Consider the following 23,416-nt stretch of genomic DNA (forward strand, 5'->3'; position numbering starts at 1 on the left):
GCACGTGATATCGATCAGAGGAAGGAGCGCACTTATGACGACAGACATCAGAATGATGACGACGAACACGCCCAACCCGTTCATGCAAAATCAGGCCCGGGCCAATGACCGGATTGCTTTGCCAATCCCGCCCGCGCCGCATATCGGTATCGCACCGGAAGACAAACCGGATACGCGCTTTGAAATGGAAATTTATGCGCGCTTCATGCGCCATCTGCGCGATGTACCGAACAGCCGGATGGATATTAAAATTCTGGCTGCGATCGGGTTCACCGCCGACATGATGGATGTGGGTGATGCCATGGTCGCCAAAACGCTGGTGGATATGGGATTGCGCGCGCCGCGCCGGGCGTTCCCGCATTCCTTCCTGGAATTTTCTGACCGGACCCAGCAACGCAGCGCGTGGGACCATACATCCAGCACACCGGACAGCATTATCGAATTGCAAACGCACTGGAACAACATCGGCGAAGACCGTTTCGCCAGCGCATCCCGCACGGATTTCGCAACGGTGAATGAATTCTTCCCGACATAAAGTTCCACGGGTTCCTCCCCAAGGAAAAATCCCCCGGTCTGTTCGGCCGGGGGATTTTCTATTCTGAATTTTCTATTCTGGGGGCGAGATTAATCGTTAAACGACCAATCGCTTTTGCGGCCTTCTTCATCGGCGCGGGTGTCCTTGTACGTGGACCCGCTGAAAATTCCGGTGCGCGGTTGGTCGTTTGTGGCCGGGGCCGACAACAGGTTGCTGATCAAATCACCAAAGGCACCATCCTGATTTTGTTCCGCATCAGGGTCGAATTCCGTGACCGGAGCGGGGGACAGCGACGACATAAATCCGCCACCGCCACGGGCGTTATAGGCCCCCATAATGGTTTCACGCCAGATCCGTGCCGGGTACGACCCACCCGTTACACGCTTCATAGAGGAATTGTCATCATTCCCAACCCAGACGCCGGCGATATAGGTGTCGGTGAAACCGATAAACCACGCATCGCGGAAATCCTGGGACGTGCCGGTTTTACCAGCCGCCGGGTATGGCACCTTTGCGCCCTGACCCGTGCCGAATTCCAGCACGCCGGTCATCATACCCGCCAGTTCCTGAGTCAGGCGCGGGTCAACAACCGAACGGCCCCGCACAATACGGTTGGAACGTTCGTAAATCAGGCGGCCATCCTTATCGCGAACGCGGCGAATGGCATAGGGCTGCACCAGCGAGCCCTGATTGCCGATGGTGGCATAGGCGGACACCATCTGAATGAGCGGAATGCCCGCGCTGCCCAGCGACAGGCTGAGGTCACGGTTCAGTGGTGCCTCGATCCCCAGACGGCGGGCCATATCAATCACCGAATCCACGCCAAAATGCTTGGTCAATTGATAGGCGATGGTGTTGAGGGAATAGGCCAAAGCCGCATAAAGCGGAATTTCACCGTAATATTCGCCCTTAAAATTGGTTGGGCGGTATTTGCCCGTGCGGATCGGTTCATCCACCACGATGGAATTGCGGTTCATGCCATTTTCCAGCGCGGTCAGATAGACGATCGGCTTAAACGACGATCCCGGCTGGCGGTATGATTGCACGGCGCGGTTAAACTGGCTCAAGCCATAATCGGTGCCACCCACCATGGCCAGAACAGCACCGGAATAATCCATCACGACGATCGCGCCTTGGGATACTTTCTTTTCCGCGGCTTCATCGTTGCGCAGGGCCTTGGTCAGGGCTTCTTCTGCGGCGCGTTGAACGCCGGAATCCAGCGTTGTGTCGACGATCAAATCGGTGTTGGGTGTACCGATCATATCGGCCAGATCGCTCATCACCCAATCGCTGTAATACCGCACGATGTCGCCGCCCGTGGGCTTGCGCAACGGGGCTGGGGCTTGTTCGGTGGCGCCTTTGCTTTCGGAATCGCTCAAATACCCGGCATCGCGCATGGCCATAATGACCGTGTCGGCGCGTTCGCGGGCCAGCGACGGATTGCTGTGCGGGGAATATTTCGACGGGGCTTTTAACAATCCGGCAATGGTTGCGCATTCACGCAAATTCATTTCACGGGCGGATTTGTTGAAATAGGTCTGGGCCGCGGCTTCAACCCCGAACGTACCGGCGCCAAGGTAAACACGGTTCAGATACGCGCTGAGGATTTCGTCCTTGGTCAGCTTCTGCTCCAGCCACACGGCCAGCATCGCTTCCTGAATTTTACGTTTGTATGTGCGTTCGCGCGACAGGAACAGGTTTTTGGCCAATTGTTGTGTGATGGTCGATCCACCCTGTACAACGCGGCCTGCTGTAATGTTGCGGGCGGTGGCGCGTAACATGCCGATCGGGTCGATACCGAAGTGGTAATAGAAGCGGCGGTCTTCGATGGCCAGAACGGCGTTGATCAAATTGGGCGGTAATTCCGCCACGGTGACGTTGACGCCCTTCAACTCGCCATAACGGGCGACCATTTCGCCACGGTCATCACGAATGGTGATGGCGGCCTTGCGTTCAAAATCCGGCTTGTCGATCAGTTTCGGCAATTCCGCGCCATACCACGCAATCACCAGCGACAGTGCAATAAAGCCCCACAGTCCCGCGACAAGGCACCAACGGAAGGCACGACGGATCAAGCCCTCCTGCGGGCGGGATTTCCGGGTGCGTTTACGCGCGGTGCTTTTCTGCGATGTCTTCTTTTTGGCCATGGCGGCGTGATACGGTCTTTTCAATGTTTCAGCAAGAAATATAGGCCCAACATGCCCAAAATAGGGCGAAAAGGGGGCTTTTGTCGGATTATGAGCAATCCATCCAGTAGCGGCGGCGGGCCGGGAACTGGTTGGTGGCGGCGGTTTCTTCCTCAAACGTGCAACCGGCCCCCTCAATAATCTCAATCGCCGCCACGTTATCGGGCGACACGGTGATCAGGGCTTTTTCCAGTCCCAGATAATTGGCATAGGGGCGCGACTTGGTCAGGATTTTCTTGCCATACCCTTTGCCCCGCATCGATGGGCGGATGGCGAAATAAATATTGCCGCCCCATTTTTCCAGATGCCAGTTCAGGCGGTGGCGAATTTTTACGGTGCCCAGATACTGGTCGTCCTTCACAAACCACAGCACCGTTTCTGGCACAGGTTCGGCCCAATCCTGCAGAGGCTGGTGTTCAACACCGCGTTCTGTGCGCAACATTTTGGTGAAGCCATCAAAATCGGCCCGCAGGCTGAGCATGTCGTAATATTTCAAACGGCCTTCCGCATGAAATTCGGACAACGCCTCAAGGTAGCTGTCTTTATATTCGATATCAGGGCGGACGAGATGAGAAGCGGTCATGGTTCTACAGTAAGAAAATCGTTGCAAGACCGAGGAAGGCGAAGAAGCCCACAATATCGGTCATGGTGGTTAAGAAAACAGCCGAAGCCACAGCCGGGTCGGCCCCCAGCTTGTTCAGTACAATCGGAATACCCGCACCAAACAATCCGGCATTGATCAGGTTGATGATCAACGCCATGCCGATCACAACGCCCAGCATCGGGTTGCTGAACGCAAATCCGGCGACGCAGCCGATCAGGATGGCAAAGATGCATCCATTGATCGCGCCGACCAGAACTTCTTTTATAACAATCCGGCGTTCGTTGATGGATGACAATTCGCGTGTGGCCAAGGCGCGCACGGCGACGGTCAAGGCCTGCGTTCCCGCATTCCCGCCCATGGATGCCACAATCGGCATCAACGCGGCCAATGCCACAAGCTGTTCAATCGTATTGCTGAACAGCGAAATAACGGCGGCGGCGGAAAAGGCCGTGAACAAATTCACAAACAACCACGGAAACCGCGCCCGCGTGGTACCGCGAATGTTGCTGTACAAATCGTCCTGGCCCACACCACCGAGTTTCAGGAAGTCTTCCTGCGCTTCTTCGTCGATAACGTCCACGATGTCGTCAACGGTGACCACACCGATCAAGCGGCCCGATTCATCAACAACCGGGGCGGAGGTCAGGTTTTCACGGCGGAACAACTGGGCCACTTCTTCCTGGTCCATCGTGGCCGGGATCGGGTGGATGTCTTCCAGTTTTAAGTCTTCCAGCTTTTCCGATCGTTTGGACCGGACAACGCGGTTCAGCGGAATAATGCCGACAACGTGATAGGCCGGATCAATGACGAACAAGTCAAAAAATTCGTCCGGTAATTCTTCGGTCGCGGCGCGCAGGTAGTCGATGGTTTTACCAATCGTCCAGAATTGCGGCACAGCCACAAATTCCCGCTGCATCAGACGGCCAGCGGATTCTTCCGGGAAGTTCAAACCCTCTTCCAGCGTGATCCGGGTTTTGGCGGACAGGAAGCGAATGACCTCGTGCTGGAAATCATCCGGCAGGTCGATGATCAAATCCAGCGCATCGTCACTGTCCATCTCGGAAATCAGGGCGGCAACCTGCCGCGCCGGCATTTCCGTCAGAACCTTGCGGCGCAGACCGCTATCCAGTTCCGAGAACACATACGGATCGAGCAAATCGCCATGGGTCTGGAGAAGGGTCTGGCGATCCTCGTCCTCAACCTTTTCGATCAGTTCGGCAATGTCCGCTTCGCTCAGGTCGGCCAGCTCGCGCGAGACGATGTCTTCTTCGCCGTTGCGCAGGGCCTCGACAATCGCCTGAATGTAACGATCGGTCAGACCGAAAACAACGTCATCCCCTTCATCCTCGGGCGCGATTTGCGCGCCGAGGCTGTCGGTGCCGTTTTTTTCGATCAAATCCCGATCGTCATTATCCATGGGCAGTCCCTTTGCGGGTTACGCGTTTTGCTTATACGGCGGCGGCCTTTTTCGGTGCGTCGGTGCTGCATTCGGTTTCATACACTTGCGCGCTGACGGTGGCCAATGCGGTCATGTTGATGATACCGCGCGGTGTCACCGACGGGGTCAGAATATGGGCCGGCATCGCCAGACCCAGCAGGATTGGACCAATCGAAATGCCTTCGCCCAGAATACGCAGCATGTTGAAGCTGATATTCGCGGAATCGATATTCGGCATCACGAACATGTTGGCCACACCGCTCAGCGTGGAGTTTGGCATGCTGACGGCGCGAATGGCTTCGGACAAAGCAGAGTCCGCATGCATCTCACCATCAATTTCCAGTTCCGGCGCACGGTTGCGAATGTCGGCCAATGCGGCGCGCATACGGCAGGCCGTGTCCGAGTTACCCGTTCCAAAATTGGAATGGGACAACATGGCGATTTTCGGTTTGATACCAAAGCGGGACACTTCTTCCGCGGCCAGAATGGTCATTTCCGACAATTGCGCCACGCTCGGGTTCGGGTTCACCTGTGTATCGCAGATGAAGAACGTCCCGCGCGGCAGGATCAGCGCGTTCAGCGCCGCCGCCGTTTCCACACCGGGGCGCAGGCCGATAATGTCGACCACGTCTTTCAGGTGGCTTTGATATTGGCCAACCGTGCCACAAATCATGGCATCGGCTTCGCCTTTGCGCACCATCAACGCACCGATAACGGTGAAATTGGTGCGCAGAACGGTCCGGGCCACCGCCGGGGTGACACCACGGCGTTCCATGATCTGGTGGTATGACGACCAGTAATCGCGGTAACGCGGATCATATTCCGGATCGATCAGCTCAAAATCCTTGCCCATTTTCATGCGCAGGCCCAGACGCTTCAGGCGGGTTTCCACCACGTCCTTACGACCGATCAGGATGGGGGATGCCAGATGTTCGTCCACAACCGTTTGCACGGCGCGCAGGACGCGTTCTTCCTCACCCTCGGCATAGACAATGCGTTTCGGGTGGGCTTTGGCGCGGCTGAACAACGGGCGCATCGCCATGCTGGTGCGATAGGTGTAGCTGTTCAGTTTTTCACTGTACGCGGCCCAATCGGTAATCGGGCGGGCGGCCACACCGCTTTCAATCGCGGCCTTGGCCACGGCAACGGGCAGGGTGGTGATCAAACGCGGATCAAACGGTTTCGGGATCAGATATTCCGGTCCAAATTCCAGATGTTCATCCGGATAGACGGCGGCCACTTCTGCCGTGACTTCTTTACGGGCCAGTTCGGCGATGGCGTTCACGCACGCCAGTTTCATTTCTTCGTTAATGGCCGTTGCGCCAACATCCAGCGCGCCACGGAACAGGAACGGGAAGCACAGAACGTTGTTCACCTGGTTGGTGTAGTCGGACCGCCCGGTGCAGATAATGGCATCCGGTTTTGCTTCGCGGGCTTCTTCCGGCATGATTTCCGGTGTCGGGTTGGCCAGCGCCATGATCAGCGGGGCCTTGCCCATTTTCTTGACCATTTCACCCGTCAACGCACCGGCGGCGGACAGGCCGAGGAAAATATCGGCCCCTTCCAGCGCTTCATCCAGCGTGCGGCTGTTGGTGTCGGACGCGAATTGTTCCTTGTACGGGTCCATCTGTTCGGCGCGGCCCTTGTACACAACGCCTTTGCGGTCGCAGACGATAATGTTCTTTTTCGGCAGGCCGGCATTGACCAGCAAATTCAGGCACGCCAGCGCCGCAGCACCCGCGCCGTTGGCCACCAGACGGATGTCTTCGAACTTGCGATCTTTCAGGTGCAGCCAGTTTTTAATGGCCGCGGTCACGATGATGGCGGTGCCGTGTTGGTCATCGTGGAAGACGGGAATGTTCATGCGTTCTTTCAAACGCTTTTCAACTTCGAAACATTCCGGCGCTTTGATGTCTTCCAGATTGATGCCGCCGAAGGACGGTTCCAGCGCGGCGATAATTTCAACCAACTTGTCCGGATCTTTTTCATCGACTTCGATATCAATGGCGTCGATGTTGGCGAATTTTTTGAACAGGACGGCTTTGCCCTCCATCACCGGCTTGGACGCCAGCGCGCCAATATCGCCCAAACCCAGAACGGCGGTGCCGTTTGAAATCACGGCGACCAGATTGCCGCGGCTGGTGTAATCCAGCGCCTTCAACGGGTCCTTTTCAATTTCCAGACACGGCACAGCCACGCCGGGCGAATAGGCCAGCGCCAAATCCCGTTGTGTCGCCAGCGGTGTGGTCGGGGTGATGGAAATTTTCCCCGGCGTCGGCAGGCGGTGATATTCAAGGGCGGCGTCGTGCAGCGTGTCTTTCATCATACTTCTCTGGCTGGTGTTTTTGGACATAACCCCGGCGGCCATCGTGTTTTTGTCTGGCGGGCGGGGGATTCTCAAAATGTGCCCCAACTGACCAGAATTTCAGGGCTTTTTCAAGGCCGCAGGCGGTGTCGGGGCGTGTTCTCCCTACGGGGCACGGGTGCGCTTTTTGCATAAGTGCGTGGATTGTGGCAAGGAATTGTTGGCATAAAAATGTTGCAGGTGCTAAACACCCCCCAAGTTCACGCCAGACCCAGCCCAGAGTGTATGGATATGACCCAAAAATCAGTGACTTTTGATTATTACGATAAGCGTCAGCTGAGCGATGTGACCGTTCTGACCCGTTTGCCGGACATCTTCCTGCTGGCGACCAGCCGCGATGACGGGGCCGTGTTTACGGCCCGCAAGGACCAGTTTTCCTTTGAAATATCCCGGGATTCGTTCCTGCGTTTGGCCGATCAGAAGGTTTTCCCACCCGTTTTGCTGCAAGCTTTTGCAAAAATTGACGAGCGGATGACTGCCTATGACGCACGCTGCTGCGAACGGTCCGAGCCTTGCCGCCCGTCTTTGGCGCGTCTGGAAGACGATGTCGAAGGGTTCGATGGCCTGAAAATCAGCATGCGGCGTTTGCGTCAGGGATAAGTTTCCCTGATTTGACAGTTCCGCCCCAATCGTTCTAGCCTTCGCCCTCAATTTATAAAAAGGGGCGGAGGCTTTTATATTATGGCCGGAAAAACAGTTTCAGTTGATTTTAAGGACGGAAATAAAAAATATGACCGCGTGCGCGATGCACGCGATATCGCCGCCGAAGAATCTTTAGCACAGACTTTTTATAAGGCGGCCAATCAGGTTCGGGGCGCAAAATTTGCGACCACAGAATCCGGTTTCACGTTCGAGGCCACACGCGAAGGGTTCGTGACTCTGATTGAACAGGGCCATATTCCTGAATCTGTGGCGGCGGCTTTTACCAAGGCGGATGCCATCATGGCCGAAGTAGACCGGGAACGGTGCGGGTTCTGGGCGCGGTTGTCCGATACGTTCCGTTATCAATCATTGATGAATGCAGGGTACCCCATCCAGCTTTGCCCGCAACATGCGCAGGGGTTGGATTTGTCCGATCAGGCCAAGGTGAATGTGACCGTGAAACGGTATGGTCTGGCCAAGGCACCGAAATAAGGGTTAGGGCTTCAGTGGCAGGTTGGTAGTTTTGGCCATGAAGGCGACAAAAGCCGCGTCTTCGCGCAACATCAACCGGGGCAGGGCGGCGCGGAAATTAGGGCGGTCGCACCAGATTTCAATGTAATCCAGCCATGAGTTCCACATGCGGCGATAGCTGGGGGTGGTTTCCCCCTGCAACAAAATGAACGCCCGTTCAAACAGGCTGACCAGCATTTCATACAGGATCAACTGGCGGCGGGCGGCCTCGGCATCGTCCAGCGGGGTGTCGTGCTGGTCCAGTTCGGGGTGTTCGAACAGTTTTTCCTGAATGTTGGAATAATGATCCATGAGCTTGTCATAAATCTCTTCCTGCTCGGATTCCCGTTCCTTATGTTCCTGAATAATAAAGATGACGATGGCCATTGGAATACCGACCACGGTTGCGACGTAGCTCAATAATTCCATGGTGGTCAGGAAAGACAGGGATTCCAGCATGCTGGCAAGGCCTAAAAAAATTTAGAAAATGGTGCGGCCGAGAAGACTCGAACTTCCACGGGGGTTAGCCCACAGCGACCTCAACGCTGCGCGTCTACCAATTCCGCCACGGCCGCACGCCGAAAAGATTTGAGGTAGAGTGGTTTGTGATTATCAGAAGCGCGGGGGCTGCGCAAGTGGGCGCTCTTTAGTCCCCTCTCCCATGGGGAGAGGGTTAGGGTGAGGGGGGATTGAAACGCGCCGCGTTTCCCCCTATTTTCCCCCTATGGAAATCAAAACCAGTGCCGATTTTGTCGCATACCCCGATGCCCTCCGTTTTATGGAGGACCGCGTCGCGGACATCCATGCGGGGACGGCGGGGGATATGGTGTGGCTGCTGGAACACCCGGCCCTGTACACGGCGGGGACCAGCGCCAAGGCGTCCGATTTGCTGGATGCGCGCTTCCCGGTTTTTGATGCCGGGCGGGGTGGGGAATACACCTATCACGGCCCCGGCCAGCGTGTCGGGTATGTGATGCTCGATTTAAAGAAGCGCCAGCAAGTGCCTGACTTGAAAAAATATATCTGGCAGCTTGAGGAATGGGTGATCCGCGCGATCGCGACGTTTGGTGTGAAGGGTGAGCGGCGCGAAGGACGTGTCGGCATCTGGGTTATCACGCCAACGGGTGAATCAAAAATCGCGGCGATCGGTGTGCGCATCCGCCACTGGATCACCTATCACGGTGTATCGATTAATGTTGATCCTGATTTATCGCACTTCACCGGCATCGTGCCGTGTGGCATTCGCGATTACGGCGTGACGTCCTTAAAGGCGCTGACCGGGGCCGATGTGCCCATGGAAGCGTTGGACAAAGCATTGCTGGACGCGTGGGACAGTGTTTTTTCCCTCAACGATTCCGGCATAAATTCCGCCGCGTGATTGAGTGCGTAATCGTGCAGGGCGGATGAGAAGCCCGTCATAACGGACTGAAGTCTTTCCATTTTTTCTGTATCAATTTCCAGCGTGACCGGGTTCATATACTGATCCCGCACCACTTCAATCTGGATGCAATGCACGCCCTCATCCGGTGTGGCAAACTGTTGCAACAGATTGGCCCCGGAGAAGGGATCGTTGCGCGATGTTTTGTATCCGGCTTGCTCAAAATAGGCGGCGGCAAAATCGATCAGGGCCGGGCTGCACGCCGCGCCGTGTAAATCACCCAGAACAATATCAACATCGTGAAGGTGGGTTTCCTCCGGCTTGAACCGGCGGCGCATGGAATGCATGTCGCAATACAGGGCAAAGCCATGTTCATCGCGGGCATGGTCCAGCATTTTTTGCAGGGTTTCGTAATATGGGCGGTAATACGAAACGATGCGGTTTTGAACTTCCGCGCTGTCGGGGCGCAGATTTTCGTTGAAAATATTCACCATGCCCTTGTGTGGGTGGCGGACATATTCGGCAAACAGCCCGAACCCTTCTTGAACATAGGGGGTCAATTTATAGGGCAGGGTCCAGGAATCCCGTAAAACAGCGGGATTCAGCTCGTCCTCCGACCGGTTGAGGTCGATGCAGGCGCGGTGGATCAACATTTCCAGAACGGGACTGCCCGTGGCTGGAATGCCCGCCAGGAATTGTTCAACGTGAAGGTCGGAAAGGTGAGGAAAATCAGATGGTTCGCAGATGTAATCGAAGTGCAATGGGACAACCGTGCCGCTGTGCGGTGTATCGAACACAATGGGCGAGCGGCGGGTGCCGTTCGGAACATCGTGGATGATAAGAGGTTGATTCACCATTGAAAAAATACCCGTTTACAGAAACATCATACTAATCTGCGGCCAGGTTGACAAGGTGGTGTTCCGCATAATTCGTGGAAAATGTAACCAGCTTGTCGATATCGTCCTTTAACGCATTGTAATTCTTGTTTCTTTTGTTTTTGACCTCGTCCCAGTACAGGGCCTTGTTAATCTCAATCTGGATGGAGTGGCGGCCACGGGCCGGGTCGGCATAACGGCGGACCAGTTCCACACCCTTGTACGGGTTGTTCACACTGACTTTGTAGCCCAGATCTCTTAAGAAATCCCTTAAGGCGTGGGTGAAGCCAATATCGCAACTGGTCCCGTCACGGTCGCCCAGAACGAAATCCGGTTGGGCCGGAAACACTGGCGGCACGGTCGGGGCGGCGGGGAACGGCCCCCGCGCGGGCAAAGTCATCGCCGCAGCCGAGGGCATGGAGTGGCAGTTAATATGCCAAACCTGCCCATAGCGATAATGCGCATCGTCGATCAGATGTTTCAGGCACGCATGATAGGGCTGGTAATAATGATGGATGCGATGCTGGATCGCGCGGACCGACAGCTGCTTGTCATAGACCGGCATGCCCGGGCGCACCAGCCGCCGGATCAGCCCGATCCCGGCATAAGACCGCATGCTGGGCCGCAGCGGCCCCGGCCATTTTTCCGAGAGCAAGTCGACATCAATATCATCCTCCGCCCGGTTGGTGTCGATATAGCACCGGGGGAACAGGGCGCATAATAATGTGCCGCCAGCATCCGGAACGGAGTCGAACAGATGATCGACGTCGTTATCTTCCGCCCGTTGCAGCATGTCGAAGTCACAGGCGTAACCGAAATCATCCGGGTAATCCCGCCCGCTGTGCGGTGAATCGAAAATCACCGGAACTTCGCCCGCGCGCGGTTGGGTCACGTGGTACAGGCGGTCGCGGTGCAGGGGTGGGGGCAAGTGATCTATCGTCATTTTGGTGCGCGCCCGATACGTTGGCGGATGGACTTCATCCATGATGTGAGGCCGTTGGCCGGGCCATCACGGTGAATGGCGTGGGCAGATTTCACAACGCCAGCGGCGAAGGCGGCCTGTGCCGCGCGAAACCGTTCTCCGATTTCGGCGGGGGATTGGGCGCTGGGGTCAATGGCGCGGATATGGCCATCAAACGCCATCGCGGTTTCAAAAATGGTCGATCCGGCGGAATCATAGGCGGCGGCAACATCGTTTTGCGCCATGCGGTCTTCCGCCGTGACCCGGGGGATGAGCGAGCTGTGATTCATCTTCACGGCATCCCAATCCACGGTTCTGTCTGCGAGCGCCAGTTTCAAGGCCGTCCATTGCAGGTCGAGCGGGGAGCCCAGCATCTCAACCCGGCAGGTGGCGACGGTCTGCTCGCCCTTCATAAATTCCACCGGGATCTGGATGGTGGTGCCCTTGCCGGACGATATGTTCCTGTAAAAATTCCAGAATCCTTCATCCACATTGGGGATCGTGTGACCCAACTGGCTGGCGGCAGTGCTGAATTTCTTGTTCAGAGTGGGCATAGGGTTTGTATAAATCCGTGTTGGCTCTCAATTCTCGTCATACCGGCGAAGGCCGGTATCCATACAATCCATCCGATGGACCCCGGCCTTCGCCGGGGTGACGGGTGGGGTGGTGGGGGTATTTTCGTGTATCCCATCCCCCCTTTACCATTCGGGGGCAAGTTATTATAAGTATTACAGATTTTATCTTAAACCATGCCGCTTGCAAAAGCCTTAACCGGAGCCGGATATGCACGATCTTCGCGCCATCAGGGAAAACCCTGAAATATTTGACAAAAACTGGGCCCGTCGGGGTCTGGCGCCGCAAACCTCCGCCATTTTGGCTCTGGATGAACAGCGCCGCGCCCTGCAAACCCAGATGCAGGAGCTGCAAAACCGTCGCAATGTGGCATCCAAGGAAATCGGCCAGATTAAAGCCAAGGGCGGCGACGCCAGCGCCCTGATGGACGAAGTGGCCGCGATTAAAGAAAAAGCCCCGGCGTTGGAAGCTGAAGAAGCCGCGTTGGCTGAAAAGCTGAACGGCATTCTCTCCAGCCTGCCCAACATTCTGGACGCCGACGTTCCGGTGGGGCCGGATGAAAACTTCAACAAGGAAGTGCGCATCGAAGGCACGCCGAAAACCCAAAGCGGCCCCGACCATGTCGCCATTGGCGAAGGTTTGGGGATGATGGATTTTGAAACGGCGGCCAAAATGTCGGGCGCGCGTTTCGTGTTGATGCATTCCGGTCTGGCCCAGATGGAACGGGCGCTGGCGCAATTCATGTTGGACACCCACACCCGCGAACATGGCTACACCGAAGTATCGCCGCCGTTGCTGGTGCGTGATAATGCCGTGTATGGCACCAACCAGTTGCCGAAATTTGCCGAAGATCTGTTCCGCACCACCACGGATCACTGGCTGATCCCGACGGCGGAAGTGTCGCTGACCAACATGGCGGCGGACATGATTATGGATGCGGAATCCCTGCCGTTGCGCGTGACCGCCTTTACCCCATGTTTCCGGTCCGAAGCCGGGGCGGCGGGTAAAGACACCAAGGGCATGATCCGCCAGCACCAGTTCTATAAAGTGGAAATGGTCACCATCACCACGCCGGATCAATCGGCGGCGGAACATGAACGCATGACCAATTGCGCGGAAAATATCCTGCGCAAACTGGAATTGCCGTTCCGCACGATTATCCTGTGCGAAGGGGACACCGGGTTTGGTGCGCGCCGCACCTATGACCTCGAAGTCTGGCTGCCGGGGCAGGGGAAATACCGCGAAATTTCCAGTTGCTCGAACTGTGGTGACTTCCAGGCCCGCCGGATGAAGGCCCGTATGCGCCGTCGTGGGGGCAAGGATGTCGAATTCGTCCACACCCTGAACGGGTCGGGTCTGGCCGTGGGCCGGGCGCTGATCGCCGTTTTGGAAAATTACTACGATCCGGCCGATGGTGGCGTGTTTGTCCCGACCGTTTTGAAACCCTATATGGGCGGTTTGGACAAGATTATGCCGCTGGATGCCAACGCCCGCGTGTTACAGGCCGCGGCGGGGTAGGGTTTCCCGTCTTCTTTATATCCAATGATTGTCATCCCGGCGAAAGCCGGGATCTTTTTCCATTATGGCTGGAAGACCCCGGCTTTCGCCGGGGTGACGTCTTATTAAGGGTGATGGTCGCCATATTCCCCGTTGTCCCCCGGCCCATGTGTGTTTAGAATCGCCGGTGTTATGAACACACCCGCCCCGAAGATCATCCGCCTGATTATGGCCCTGCGCAGTGCAGGCATCACCGACACGGCCGTCCTGAGCGCCATGGAGCGGATTCCGCGCGAGATTTTTATTCCGCGCGCGATGCAGGATCAGGCCTATGAAGACATCGCCCTGCCCATCGGGCGCGGCCAGACGATCAGCCAGCCTTTCATCGTCGCCTATATGACGCAGGCGCTGGAGCTGAACGACCGGATGAAGGTGCTGGAAATTGGCACCGGGTCGGGGTATCAGGCGTGCATCCTCTCCAAACTCGTCCGCCGGGTTTACACAATTGAGCGGCACAAGCCCTTGCTGGAACATGCCGAGAAAATTTTCGAACATTTGAAAATCCGCAATATCACGGCGATTGCCGGGGACGGGATGAAGGGCTGGCCGCAACAAGCCCCGTTCGACCGCATCATTGTCACCGCCGCCGCACAGGATTCCCCGCCGCAGGCGTTGCTGGAACAGCTCTCCATCGGCGGTATCATGATTGTGCCCGTCGGGCGCACGGGCAATCAGGTTTTGAAACGGTATAAGCGCGAAGGCGATGATACATTCGCCATCAAGGATTTGTTGCCTGTTCGCTTCGTTCCGCTTCTGCCCGATCTGGCCCGCTACAGCGAAAACGCCGATGACCCGGTTGAAAACGATGACGGCGCGTAAATGGGTTTGCATTATTGCGGGGCTGTTGATGGTGTCGGGATGTGGGTCGGCACCGTACGATGTTCACACCTATAAATTCGGTCAACATGGCGGTGCGGGCAGTTCCGGCGCGCATGTGGTGGCCGCAGGCGATAGTGTCTATGCGTTGGCCGAGCGTTACCGGTTGGATATGCGCGATATTATCACCGTTAATAATCTGAATGCGCCGTATAATCTGGAACCGGGGCAGCATTTGCTGTTGCCGCCGCCGCGCGAATATAAAGTGCGCGCTGGGGATAGTCTTTATACCGTGTCACGTTTGTTCGGGGTCAGCATTACCGACATTGCGCGCTTGAACAATTTGAATGCGCCTTACAATGTGACGGCGGGATCGACATTGCGCGTTCCGGTGACCGCGGTGAAGGAAACCGTGGCACGCCAGCATGTGGCGATGCAGGGTACGGCCAGCGCCGATACAATCGAGCGCGAAACATTGGCCCCGCCACCGATCAGCCACCCGACGCGCCCCGGCGCGGTCACCGCCGAAGTGTTGGCCCCCCCGCCATCGTCATCGCCCCCGTCATCAACGGTGTCATCGAAACCTGTGGCAACGGCTTCGGCCTCCATTCCTGCGCCGGATGTGCGTCCGGCGAACCAGGCTTCGCCAAAATTGGCCGCGAAAATCCCGGAAACCGTGCCGCCGCGCGCATCGTCCAAATTCCTGCGCCCGGTGGAGGGCAAGGTTATTTCGTCTTACGGGGCGAAGGCGGGCGGCCTGCATAATGATGGCATCAACATTAAGGCCGCCAAGGGCACGCCCGTAAAAGCCGCCGAAAATGGTGTGGTTGTGTATGCCAGCAATGAGATGAAGGGCTATGGCAACATGGTTTTGATCCGCCACGCGGATCGGTGGATGAGCGCCTATTCCCACATGGATGCCATTTCCATCAAACGCGGTGATACGGTTAAACGCGGACAGGCGATTGGCACGGTGGGCATGACGGGATCGGTGGATTCACCGCAGCTGCATTTTGAAATTCGCCGCGGGGTTCAGGCGTTGAACCCGGAAGCCTATCTGGACGGACGGAAATCATAATGAACGGTATGATCGGCCTGATGGCGGCGGTCCAGCAAGTGGGATGGTTGGTCGCGGGGCTGTTTTTCTGGTTTATCGCGTTTGTGATGATCCTCAGCCATATCCATGATCGCCGGACCAAAACCACCTATGCCGGGAATATCGCCGCCTTGCGCGTGCGTGGTGACATGGCGAAAGGCAAAGCGGTTTATTACCCCATTGTGTCATACACCAACGATGCGGGCGAAGTGGTCGAAGCGGAAACGCGCCATGGGTCGTCGGGACTGGCTGGAAAACTGCCGGGGCGGCCCGTGCGTGTGATGCCGGATGCGCATGATCCGCGCGTGGCCACGATCCGCGATGGATCGGGGGTTTTTCTGGCCTTGGTTTTATGGATGATTGGGGCGCTGCCGATTGCGATTGGTGTTTCGCAACATCCGGTGACACCCTATACAATCACAGTGTTTGTTGCATTTGGCGCGTGGGCCGTGTGGCGGGTTACGCGCATGATCCGCCCGCGCCACGAATGGCAAAGCCGTGATGAATTTCGCCGCCGCAAGGCCGGCGAATTACTGGCCAAACGCGCGCAATGCGCACGGATCAATCGTGATGAGGCGATGGCGCAGTTAAAGGCTACGGATGATCTGGCTTTTCGTTTCGTTCCGCTCAGCCTTTTTGTGGCCTTGATTTTTATCGGTGTGGCCGGATGGGTTGGCTATGACACGGGCGCGTTGTTGCGCAATCGTGCCTATGCCGAGGGACGCATCGTCGCGCTCGACCGCCCAACGGGATCGGATTCATATTATCCGGTGGTGGAATATCGCACCCATGATGATGTGCAGGTGCGGTTTACGGACAAGGCGGGCAGCAACGCGCCGGGCGTGTCGATCGGACAGCGTGTCGATGTCATCTACGATGCGCGCGCGCCTGAACACGCCATGATGGGGGCCGGTTTTTCTGCGGCCTGGATCGTTGTGCTGGCCTCTGGCCTTGTCGGGCTGGCGGTGCTGGCGGCGGCGGTGCGGACCTTTTTCGGGGTTCTGGGGCGCCGCCGTGGTGGGCATGAAATAACATAAGCAATTGATTTAATTTATTTTTTATTGATTTGCGGGCCCTATAAATATCTTGTCACATTCCATAATATTGCGCTACTGTGTCCCTCTTCATAAAGGGACGCGCGGGACGCATGAAAATACTGGGCATCAGCTTCGGGTTTAACAAACGCAACAAGGCGGCAGACGCCTTGCCTGCGCCCGAGTCTAATAATGCATCGACAGATTTGATCGCGCGTTTTCAGCATGCCGTTTATGGCGTGACGTGCCGCACGGTGGCGTATCCCGGTCTTGTCGCTGGGGAATTGTTTTATTATCGCGCGCTGGCTGTCACAACGACGCTGGATCAATGGCAGATTCAAAAAATTACCGAACGTGCGGTACAGGTTGAATCAGATGCAAAGCCCGTCGCGACGCCGAACAGAAAAATTGAAGTTGTAAAGGAAGGGCTGGGGTTTTTCGACGCGCTGACCTATTTCGCGCGCATTGAAAAAACCGCGGACAAAGACCCCATTGGCCCAACGCGTAAAGAATTGGGCAATGATCATTACGAAGCCTTTGGTCTTCTGCACGATATCATTCCCGATATTCACGGCATGCCGCACCCCACCATTGGCGGGCATCCGGTTTTGGGTGGTGTATATGCGGATTGCGCGACAGCGGCGTTGGATGATGCACGGGGGCAGGTGGAATTGAAGGCCGTTCTGGCCCCCAAAACGCGCATGGATGTTCGCGGCAATATGCTCAATATGGGGCTGAAATTAAGCGAATTTCTGGTTCAATCCAAAAAGGAATCGGATTTGCGCCGCGCGGCCCAGCTTATGAAGATGTGGGTCGAATTATGCGAAGATATTTGGAGCACAGATGATTTTCGCATGAACGAAAAGAAAGGTGGGAATTCCTCTCACTACGTATACGAACATAAAGCCTATCTGCATGGCGTTGACGTTAAATGTTACAGCTATACCAGCGGGTATGAATATCGCGCCAGAAGCATTTTCAATAGTTGTGAAAAAGCATGGCAAGATATGAAGACGTTGAGCGCCGCGGAAAGTGCCGCCGTTATAGATTACCTGCGTGAAGCGGCCTACATCGCCATGGTACAGGATGCGGCCTATATCCTGCTTTCCATCAGAGATCCAAAGGATGATTCCGAACGCGGGGCAAAGATTATTCGTTCAATTCGGGATGATGCCATGCGGCTTCAGGCGGAAGCGAAGGGCGAACATCTGTCCACGGGCAGTAAGGCCGCTCAGGATTATAAGCTGCATTTTATGAGCGATGTTGAAAATTGGACCATGCTGAAGGCCTTGCCGGATCATCTGGTCTCGACGGCGGACACCATGCAAAGACTGGCGGATCAGGCGGCGGAGATGAGCCATAAGGTTCTGGTCGAAGCGAAGGCGCAGTATGTCAGAAAGTTCGATGTGGACCGGTAAAAATGTGCGCGTTCGTATTGTGATATTTGAGGTTTTAAATTGATGAAATGGTTATCAAAGCAGGGCGATAATTCCAACGCCAAGGGTGAAAAGACCTTGCGTGAACAGCTATTGGAAAATTTCAATCGTGCGAAATTTGGCGCGACGTTCCGCACGTTGGCCTTCCCGACCCAGATTGAATGTGAAAGCCAATATTACCGCGCAACGGCAACGACCCAGATGCTGGATCGGTGGATGGTGCAGCGTGTGGTGGACAGTCCGATTTTGCTGGATCCATCCCATCTTCCCGTGGCAACGGCAAATATCAAGCCGACAATCGTGAAAGAAGGACTGAACTTTTTCGAGGCGATTGAATATCTGGCGCGGTTCGAGGTTGCAAGTGGTGCTGATCCCGTTGGCGCATCACGGGATGATCTGGGCGCGGAACATTATGAAACATTTGCGATGCGGCATGACATTTTATTCGATGCATCGGGCATGCCCCAGCCGACGGTGAATGGGCAAATTGTAACCGATAATGCCTATACCAAACAGGCGCTTGAAAAATTCAAATCCGTTCAGGATCAAAAGGGGATTTTACCGGATCAGGGCAGTGTCTGGCTGTGCGAAATGTTCAAGCAGAAAAGCCGTATTGAACCGCTGCTTATGGTTTATTTGCGCAACAATAAAATTATGCTGGATGGTCCTGCGATTATCAGCGCCATACGGCCGGTCACAGACCTTTTTGATGATATGTGGCGTAAGAAGTCCGCCCATGTATGGATCGACCCGGAGTGCCGGGATAAGCCGCTTCTGAGGCTGGCGCAACATTTTGAAGGTCTGGTCACGCGTGAGCATATGGCCGACCGGGTCAAAACATTGTTTTCCAAAATACGAAAAGATGTGAAGTATCCAACTCTGTCGCAAGCAGCAAAAGAGTTTGTTGATGGTTTCTTGGATGAATTAGAGGCAATCGCCCTGACACAGGACGCTGTCTATCTGACGCACAGAACGGGGTTGCGTGATAACGAAAAAAATAACTGGATTTTGAAATCCATCCGGAACCGGTATCTGCAATTGCAGGGCGGTGGTCTTTCGGCGCGGTTCAATCCGCTTTCATCGGCACGTAAAGAATTTGACGATATTGTTCGGAACGCCATTTTCCTGGACCACGTTCCGCCGCACATAACACGCTATGTACGTGGGATTGAAAATGGACGTAAATTGGCGATGGAAACCATAGCGCGCATACAGAACATAAGCGGCAGGTATTAAGGATGAAATGGGATTTTTTAAAAGGTTCACGGTGGCCCCGATTACTTCGTTCTGATCCGCAGGAAGGGCAGAAAGCATTGCCGGCACCGCGGTTCGATACATCAACGTTGCGCAATGTTTTTACCGGCGCGGCGTATGGGCGTAAATTTCGTTCGGCGCTTTATACCAATACCAATATGCCCGAGGGGAATACCGAATTTTTGCGGGCCGTGGCCGATGCGCCGGATGTGTGGCGTATTGTACGGGAAGTAACAAATTCAAATGGCGTCGAATCGCGAATTGTTGCGGAAAATGTTTCGTTTAATGAGGCTGTCGAAAAAGTGACCGCCTATGAAATGACAGCGCTGAATATGAGTTTGCTGCCACTGGAGGACGAATCCTATGATGCGGATCGAGACGGCGTTGAGTTTTTCTGCCGCCGTGAGGGATATGTCATTGATAAAGACGGGTATGTCCATAAAACAGATGATGGTGATTTGATTACGCCGGGGCGCTTCGATCCGGAAACAATGCGTAAAATGAAATCCTTTGTCGGGGATGTGCGTGAAGGGCGTGTGGTTCTGCGCAATATCTGGAGAGATGGTGCGTTGTCTGATTTTCTGCGCCGTGACAAAGATGGTCGGGATTGGGCGCGGGCGCAAGTGCAGGTCAACGTTCTTAAATATTTGGCCCGGTGTTTGTTTAACGCACGTACAGCGCTGTATCTGGAGCGTATGACTTTAAACAAGGGTGAGCGCGAAAGCATTGGCAGTGTCAAATTGTTTAAACGCGCCACGGCGTTTATGAGCTTTACATGGAAGGACGATTTCATCGAGCAGGGCGTAAAGAAGAGTAAGGATAAAAAATTGTCGGTATGTGGTCACTTTATGAGTGATGGCGTAGAAATCGTCGACGGAATTCGCAGCGATCATCCACTTGTCAAGCGGGCGGCGAAATTGACCCGTGACATTTATATTTTTGATCTGGTACGTCGGTGCAAGGATAGGGTTCGTGCGAACGGCAACAATGTGCACAATGTCGATCTGTCGGCGTGGATGGGGCGTATTCGAGATATGATGCATTCGAATGGTCAGAGCAGTGAGGATATTAAGCGTGTGCAGGGGTGTGCGCTTGATCCGGCGCCGATCACGAAGCTGCCTTATGAATTTGAACATGAGTTCAATGAACTTGTGGCGTTGCATGCGGCGCTTTCAAATAATGCGGAAAAAAATTTGGGGATGGATATTGAAGATCTGGGGCCGTACCAGACAAACAGGATGATGCCACCGAGAAAGCCCAGAACGCCATCGTTTTGACGAACCATCGCGGTTAAAATGGTCATTATCCCATCGGACATACAAAAAACGGCGACCCATTGCTGGATCGCCGTTTTTTGTATGCGGATTGAATTAAGCCGGTTGCGCCGTCGGTGCGCCCGGGCCTTTTTTCAGCGAGGCCAGATTGGTCAGCGGTTTGGCGTTGTCCGGGTTGGCCAGCCATGTGGCGTGAACCATGTGGGTGCCATCCTGAATGACGACGCCTTCGGCATTGTTGCCGCTGATGCGATCGCGCAGGGATTTTACGGCGGCTTCGCCGGTGGCTTTCAATTCACCCAATTGCGGTTGGACTTTGGCGAATGTGTTGGCCAAGGTGGCGGCCATTTGAGCCTTGCCAAGCAGGCCGCCTTTAACGGCGCCCAGGAAGCTGATCGCCAGGGCCGGGGCTTCGTCCTTCAGGGTCTTGCCCACGGTTTTCAGGCTTTCAACGGCGGCACTCTTATTAATGGTGAGGCCGTTGATGCCATCCCGTTTCAGGGCGGTGAGCATTTCAACAAGGGAGACGGACTCCTTGGCCGGGGTCCATTCCGGTTGGTTCAGCATGCGATACAGGCACAAAGACTGATCCAGTTTACGAATTTTGGTTTGGTCCAGATTGGTGGAGGTGAGCAGGGCGCTATAGACCTTGCGCAGGTCAGTCAGAGATCCCGCAACATGGTAATCCTGCCCCCCTTCGCTACCGCCGACAGCCAGAACATGGGTTGGTTTTGTGGTCATCATATTCTCCAAAATTTCGTTTAAATTCAATGTGTTGTTATTTTGTAGCCTGAGTGTAGCCAAAAGGCTGGAAAAAAGAAAGTAATTTTTCATAAAAAAGCTTGCGCCTATCTTTGCTGTGAGGCTATAAGTTTCCGTAACATTTATATGGCATAAGCCAAAAACCATAAGAGGGACCAAAAAGATGGCACCGAATAAAACAACGACGGGTATTCAAGTTGAAGTTCTGCAAGGTGAAGACGGGACGCGCTTCTATAAAGACATTCCCGATTACCGGACAGCCGATGAAGACACGCGTGCCCTTATGGATGCCATGATTGACGGTGTGGATTGGCGCGATTTGAATACCATCATTGGTTTCGGCAAAGAAGCCAAAGAAGGCGTGTTGCAGGTTTCCCGATCGATCAACGAACGCGTAATGGCCGATAACAGCTTTATCGCCGAAATGCGCGAATGCGCCGATGCTGTTTCCGGATTGGATATGGGTTCGCTGACCCAACGTCTGGACGATCTGGCCAAGGGCGGTTTTGATATCGTAAAAAATAACAAAGCCGAAGTTGGTACCGGTTTGGCGCTTGCCATGTTCGTGAATCCGATTGTTGGTCTGCTGGCCGGGTTGGGCATGAAAGGTGCGCGCGTTGGCAAAGAAAAATATGATCAAGTGAAAGGCAAAGTGCGCGGCGAAATGGATCATTCCAAAGAAGCCGAAGCCGCCCGTGATGATCTGCGCAAGGCGATCCTGACCACGCGTGCGCTGGTGGACAAGCTGGAAACAGCGAAGGACAAAATTCCGAGTTATATTAACGAAGTGAACGCCATGGGTGGTGCGCGGACCAAGGCTTATGGTGCGCTGACACTGGCCATTGGTGCGGGCCAAGAACTTCAACGCCGCTTCTACGAAGAAATTCTGCCGGAACAGCAAGAAGGCGGCGCGATTAGCATGGAGGAATTGCAACAGCTACAGATGGCGGGCGATGTTATGGCCCGTACCGTTGAAGGTTTGCTGGGATCCCGTGCAAACAGCTTGCAAAACATCGTAACGCTGTCGGAATCTTTGAAAATGTACACGCAAATGTACGTGAAGATTGAAGAACACCTGACATCATCTGTTGGTGAGTGGGAAGGTCAAATTGCCCACGGGAACCTGATGGTTGATCGTATCGAGCTTCAGGCTGTCATTACCGCAGCGGATAAGAAGAGCGCCGATCTGGCAGACAAGAGCGAAAAACTGCACGAAACATCCCGCATCATGCACCAGAAGAGCATGGAGCAGGGCACATTCCACATGGCCCAGATTGCGGCATCGACGGAACGTCTGGCATTGCGTCTGTCCACGGACATGAAAGCACTGACGGACAACAGCCGGAACCAGATCGCCGCACAACAGCGTCTGGAACAGGCAACGCAGAAATTGGCAACGACCTTCCAGGCCAATGCCGAAAAACGCGCTCAATTGCTGCAAGGGCCTTCGGTCAGCGACAAATTGTCCCTGCAATTCGAAGGCAGCGCCGGAAACGACAATACGCCGCACGTTGCAGAAGAGGCCCAAGTTATTGAGCCAGTTGCGACCACGGGTACTGGCACCAAGAAACCCCGTGCTGCACGCGCCGCAAAACCGGCCGGTGATCAGCCGAAATAAGGCCCGAAATCTGGCTTAACGGCCTTATTTCACAGGAAAATTATGAACAAGCCCGCCAATCGCTTGCGTTTGGCGGGCTTGTGGCTATAGTCCGGGGACGATTCCACACATCTTTGTTACGAAAAATACGAGGGTTTTTGCGCCATGTTTATCTCTATCGCACACGCATCGGCTGATGCCGCCGCCGCAACCGGTTCCACGGGCGGGATGCTGACATCCAACCTGCTGATGATCTTGTTGATGGTTGTCATGTTCTATCTGTTGCTGATCCGTCCGCAACAGCGCCGTTTTAAAGAACACCGCGACATGCTGGACGCGCTGAAAAAGGGCGACAAGGTTCTGACCGCTGGTGGCTTGATTGGTGCGGTTGATTCCATCGACACCACGAATGGTGAAGTGGTTGTCGATCTGGGCAATGGTTTGAAGGTGACGGCTCTGCGCTCCACCATTCAAACCCGTATCGACCCGAAAGCGGCCAACGATACCGTTAAGAAGTAATATC

Annotated in this window: 21 protein-coding genes, 1 tRNA gene and 1 pseudogene; 13 read left to right on the plus strand and 10 right to left on the minus strand. The window is 55.1% G+C overall.

The features are described 5' to 3' along the window. The first annotated feature begins 34 nt into the window (after positions 1–34). On the plus strand, positions 35–535 hold the full coding sequence (locus ACSC94_RS01830) for a hypothetical protein (RefSeq protein ID WP_435641369.1): 501 nt from the start codon (positions 35–37) through the stop codon (positions 533–535). An 89-nt stretch (positions 536–624) separates the two neighbouring features. On the opposite strand, the gene ACSC94_RS01835 is transcribed toward ACSC94_RS01830, so the two are convergent. From ACSC94_RS01835 to ACSC94_RS01850, 4 genes are all read right to left on the minus strand, one after another. Further along, positions 625–2,682, minus strand: coding sequence for a transglycosylase domain-containing protein (locus ACSC94_RS01835; protein WP_435641370.1), 2,058 nt, complete (start codon positions 2,680–2,682; stop codon positions 625–627). A gap of 88 nt (positions 2,683–2,770) precedes the next feature. Continuing rightward, positions 2,771–3,304: a GNAT family N-acetyltransferase gene (locus ACSC94_RS01840; RefSeq protein WP_435641371.1), complete on the minus strand. Its 534-nt coding sequence runs from the start codon at positions 3,302–3,304 to the stop codon at positions 2,771–2,773. Between the two features lie 4 nt (positions 3,305–3,308). After that, entirely contained in the window at positions 3,309–4,742 is a 1,434-nt protein-coding gene (gene mgtE, locus ACSC94_RS01845; RefSeq protein WP_435641372.1) for a magnesium transporter, read from the minus strand. Between the two features lie 31 nt (positions 4,743–4,773). Continuing rightward, positions 4,774–7,086 carry an NADP-dependent malic enzyme gene (locus tag ACSC94_RS01850; RefSeq protein WP_435642138.1) on the minus strand — a complete coding sequence of 771 codons (2,313 nt, stop codon included), beginning with the start codon at positions 7,084–7,086 and terminating at the stop codon, positions 4,774–4,776. Between the two features lie 273 nt (positions 7,087–7,359). Between ACSC94_RS01850 and ACSC94_RS01855 the strand changes: the two genes are divergently transcribed. Both ACSC94_RS01855 and ACSC94_RS01860 read left to right on the plus strand, forming a co-directional pair. Further along, positions 7,360–7,728, plus strand: a complete 369-nt coding sequence (locus tag ACSC94_RS01855) for a hypothetical protein (RefSeq protein WP_435641373.1) — start codon at positions 7,360–7,362, stop codon at positions 7,726–7,728. Positions 7,729–7,809: 81 nt separating this feature from the next. Then, entirely contained in the window at positions 7,810–8,262 is a 453-nt protein-coding gene (locus tag ACSC94_RS01860) for a hypothetical protein (protein ID WP_435641374.1), read from the plus strand. A 3-nt stretch (positions 8,263–8,265) separates the two neighbouring features. On the opposite strand, the gene ACSC94_RS01865 is transcribed toward ACSC94_RS01860, so the two are convergent. Both ACSC94_RS01865 and ACSC94_RS01870 read right to left on the minus strand, forming a co-directional pair. Beyond that, the gene (locus tag ACSC94_RS01865; RefSeq protein WP_435641375.1) at positions 8,266–8,739 is read right to left on the minus strand and encodes a hypothetical protein; all 474 of its coding nucleotides are present in this window, start codon (positions 8,737–8,739) and stop codon (positions 8,266–8,268) included. A 29-nt stretch (positions 8,740–8,768) separates the two neighbouring features. Beyond that, positions 8,769–8,855, minus strand: a tRNA-Leu gene (locus ACSC94_RS01870). A gap of 149 nt (positions 8,856–9,004) precedes the next feature. Here ACSC94_RS01870 and lipB point away from each other — a divergent pair. Next, positions 9,005–9,658 (plus strand): lipoyl(octanoyl) transferase LipB, encoded by a 654-nt coding sequence (lipB, locus tag ACSC94_RS01875; protein WP_435641376.1) that lies wholly within the window; start codon positions 9,005–9,007, stop codon positions 9,656–9,658. Between the two features lie 107 nt (positions 9,659–9,765). Here lipB and ACSC94_RS01880 read toward each other — a convergent pair. From ACSC94_RS01880 to ACSC94_RS01890, 3 genes and pseudogenes are all read right to left on the minus strand, one after another. After that, a pseudogene (locus tag ACSC94_RS01880) lies at positions 9,766–10,515 on the minus strand (N-formylglutamate amidohydrolase); the annotation flags it as partial. A gap of 31 nt (positions 10,516–10,546) precedes the next feature. Continuing rightward, on the minus strand, positions 10,547–11,476 hold the full coding sequence (locus ACSC94_RS01885) for an N-formylglutamate amidohydrolase (RefSeq protein ID WP_435641377.1): 930 nt from the start codon (positions 11,474–11,476) through the stop codon (positions 10,547–10,549). Continuing rightward, positions 11,473–12,048, minus strand: a complete 576-nt coding sequence (locus tag ACSC94_RS01890; protein ID WP_435641378.1) for a hypothetical protein — start codon at positions 12,046–12,048, stop codon at positions 11,473–11,475. Before ACSC94_RS01890 ends, ACSC94_RS01885 begins: the two co-directional genes overlap by 4 nt. Positions 12,049–12,277: 229 nt before the next feature. On the opposite strand from ACSC94_RS01890, the gene serS reads away from it, so the two are divergent. The 7 genes from serS (at position 12,278) to ACSC94_RS01925 (ending at position 20,537) form a co-directional block, all read left to right on the plus strand. Continuing rightward, positions 12,278–13,585 (plus strand): serine--tRNA ligase, encoded by a 1,308-nt coding sequence (serS, locus tag ACSC94_RS01895; protein ID WP_435641379.1) that lies wholly within the window; start codon positions 12,278–12,280, stop codon positions 13,583–13,585. Between the two features lie 171 nt (positions 13,586–13,756). Then, entirely contained in the window at positions 13,757–14,443 is a 687-nt protein-coding gene (locus ACSC94_RS01900; protein ID WP_435641380.1) for a protein-L-isoaspartate(D-aspartate) O-methyltransferase, read from the plus strand. Further along, complete coding sequence (locus ACSC94_RS01905; RefSeq protein ID WP_435641381.1) at positions 14,412–15,518, plus strand: peptidoglycan DD-metalloendopeptidase family protein; 1,107 nt, start codon at positions 14,412–14,414, stop codon at positions 15,516–15,518. Before ACSC94_RS01900 ends, ACSC94_RS01905 begins: the two co-directional genes overlap by 32 nt. Further along, positions 15,518–16,573, plus strand: a complete 1,056-nt coding sequence (locus tag ACSC94_RS01910) for a DUF3592 domain-containing protein (protein WP_435641382.1) — start codon at positions 15,518–15,520, stop codon at positions 16,571–16,573. The genes ACSC94_RS01905 and ACSC94_RS01910 overlap by 1 nt, the downstream gene beginning before the upstream one ends. A 110-nt stretch (positions 16,574–16,683) precedes the next feature. Beyond that, positions 16,684–17,988 (plus strand): hypothetical protein, encoded by a 1,305-nt coding sequence (locus ACSC94_RS01915; RefSeq protein ID WP_435641383.1) that lies wholly within the window; start codon positions 16,684–16,686, stop codon positions 17,986–17,988. A 42-nt stretch (positions 17,989–18,030) separates the two neighbouring features. Next, a complete protein-coding gene (locus ACSC94_RS01920; protein ID WP_435641384.1) occupies positions 18,031–19,242 on the plus strand; it encodes a hypothetical protein in 1,212 nt (403 codons plus the stop codon). A 2-nt stretch (positions 19,243–19,244) separates the two neighbouring features. Then, complete coding sequence (locus ACSC94_RS01925; protein ID WP_435641385.1) at positions 19,245–20,537, plus strand: hypothetical protein; 1,293 nt, start codon at positions 19,245–19,247, stop codon at positions 20,535–20,537. Between the two features lie 93 nt (positions 20,538–20,630). On the opposite strand, the gene ACSC94_RS01930 is transcribed toward ACSC94_RS01925, so the two are convergent. Continuing rightward, entirely contained in the window at positions 20,631–21,278 is a 648-nt protein-coding gene (locus ACSC94_RS01930; RefSeq protein WP_435641386.1) for a hypothetical protein, read from the minus strand. Positions 21,279–21,459: 181 nt separating this feature from the next. On the opposite strand from ACSC94_RS01930, the gene ACSC94_RS01935 reads away from it, so the two are divergent. Next, the gene (locus tag ACSC94_RS01935) at positions 21,460–22,914 is read left to right on the plus strand and encodes a hypothetical protein (protein WP_435641387.1); all 1,455 of its coding nucleotides are present in this window, start codon (positions 21,460–21,462) and stop codon (positions 22,912–22,914) included. Between the two features lie 144 nt (positions 22,915–23,058). Next, a complete protein-coding gene (gene yajC, locus ACSC94_RS01940; protein WP_435641388.1) occupies positions 23,059–23,412 on the plus strand; it encodes a preprotein translocase subunit YajC in 354 nt (117 codons plus the stop codon). Positions 23,413–23,416: the final 4 nt, after the last annotated feature.

This window comes from Micavibrio aeruginosavorus, from assembly GCF_051245535.1.
Taxonomy (GTDB): Bacteria; Pseudomonadota; Alphaproteobacteria; order Micavibrionales; family Micavibrionaceae; genus Micavibrio; species Micavibrio aeruginosavorus_D.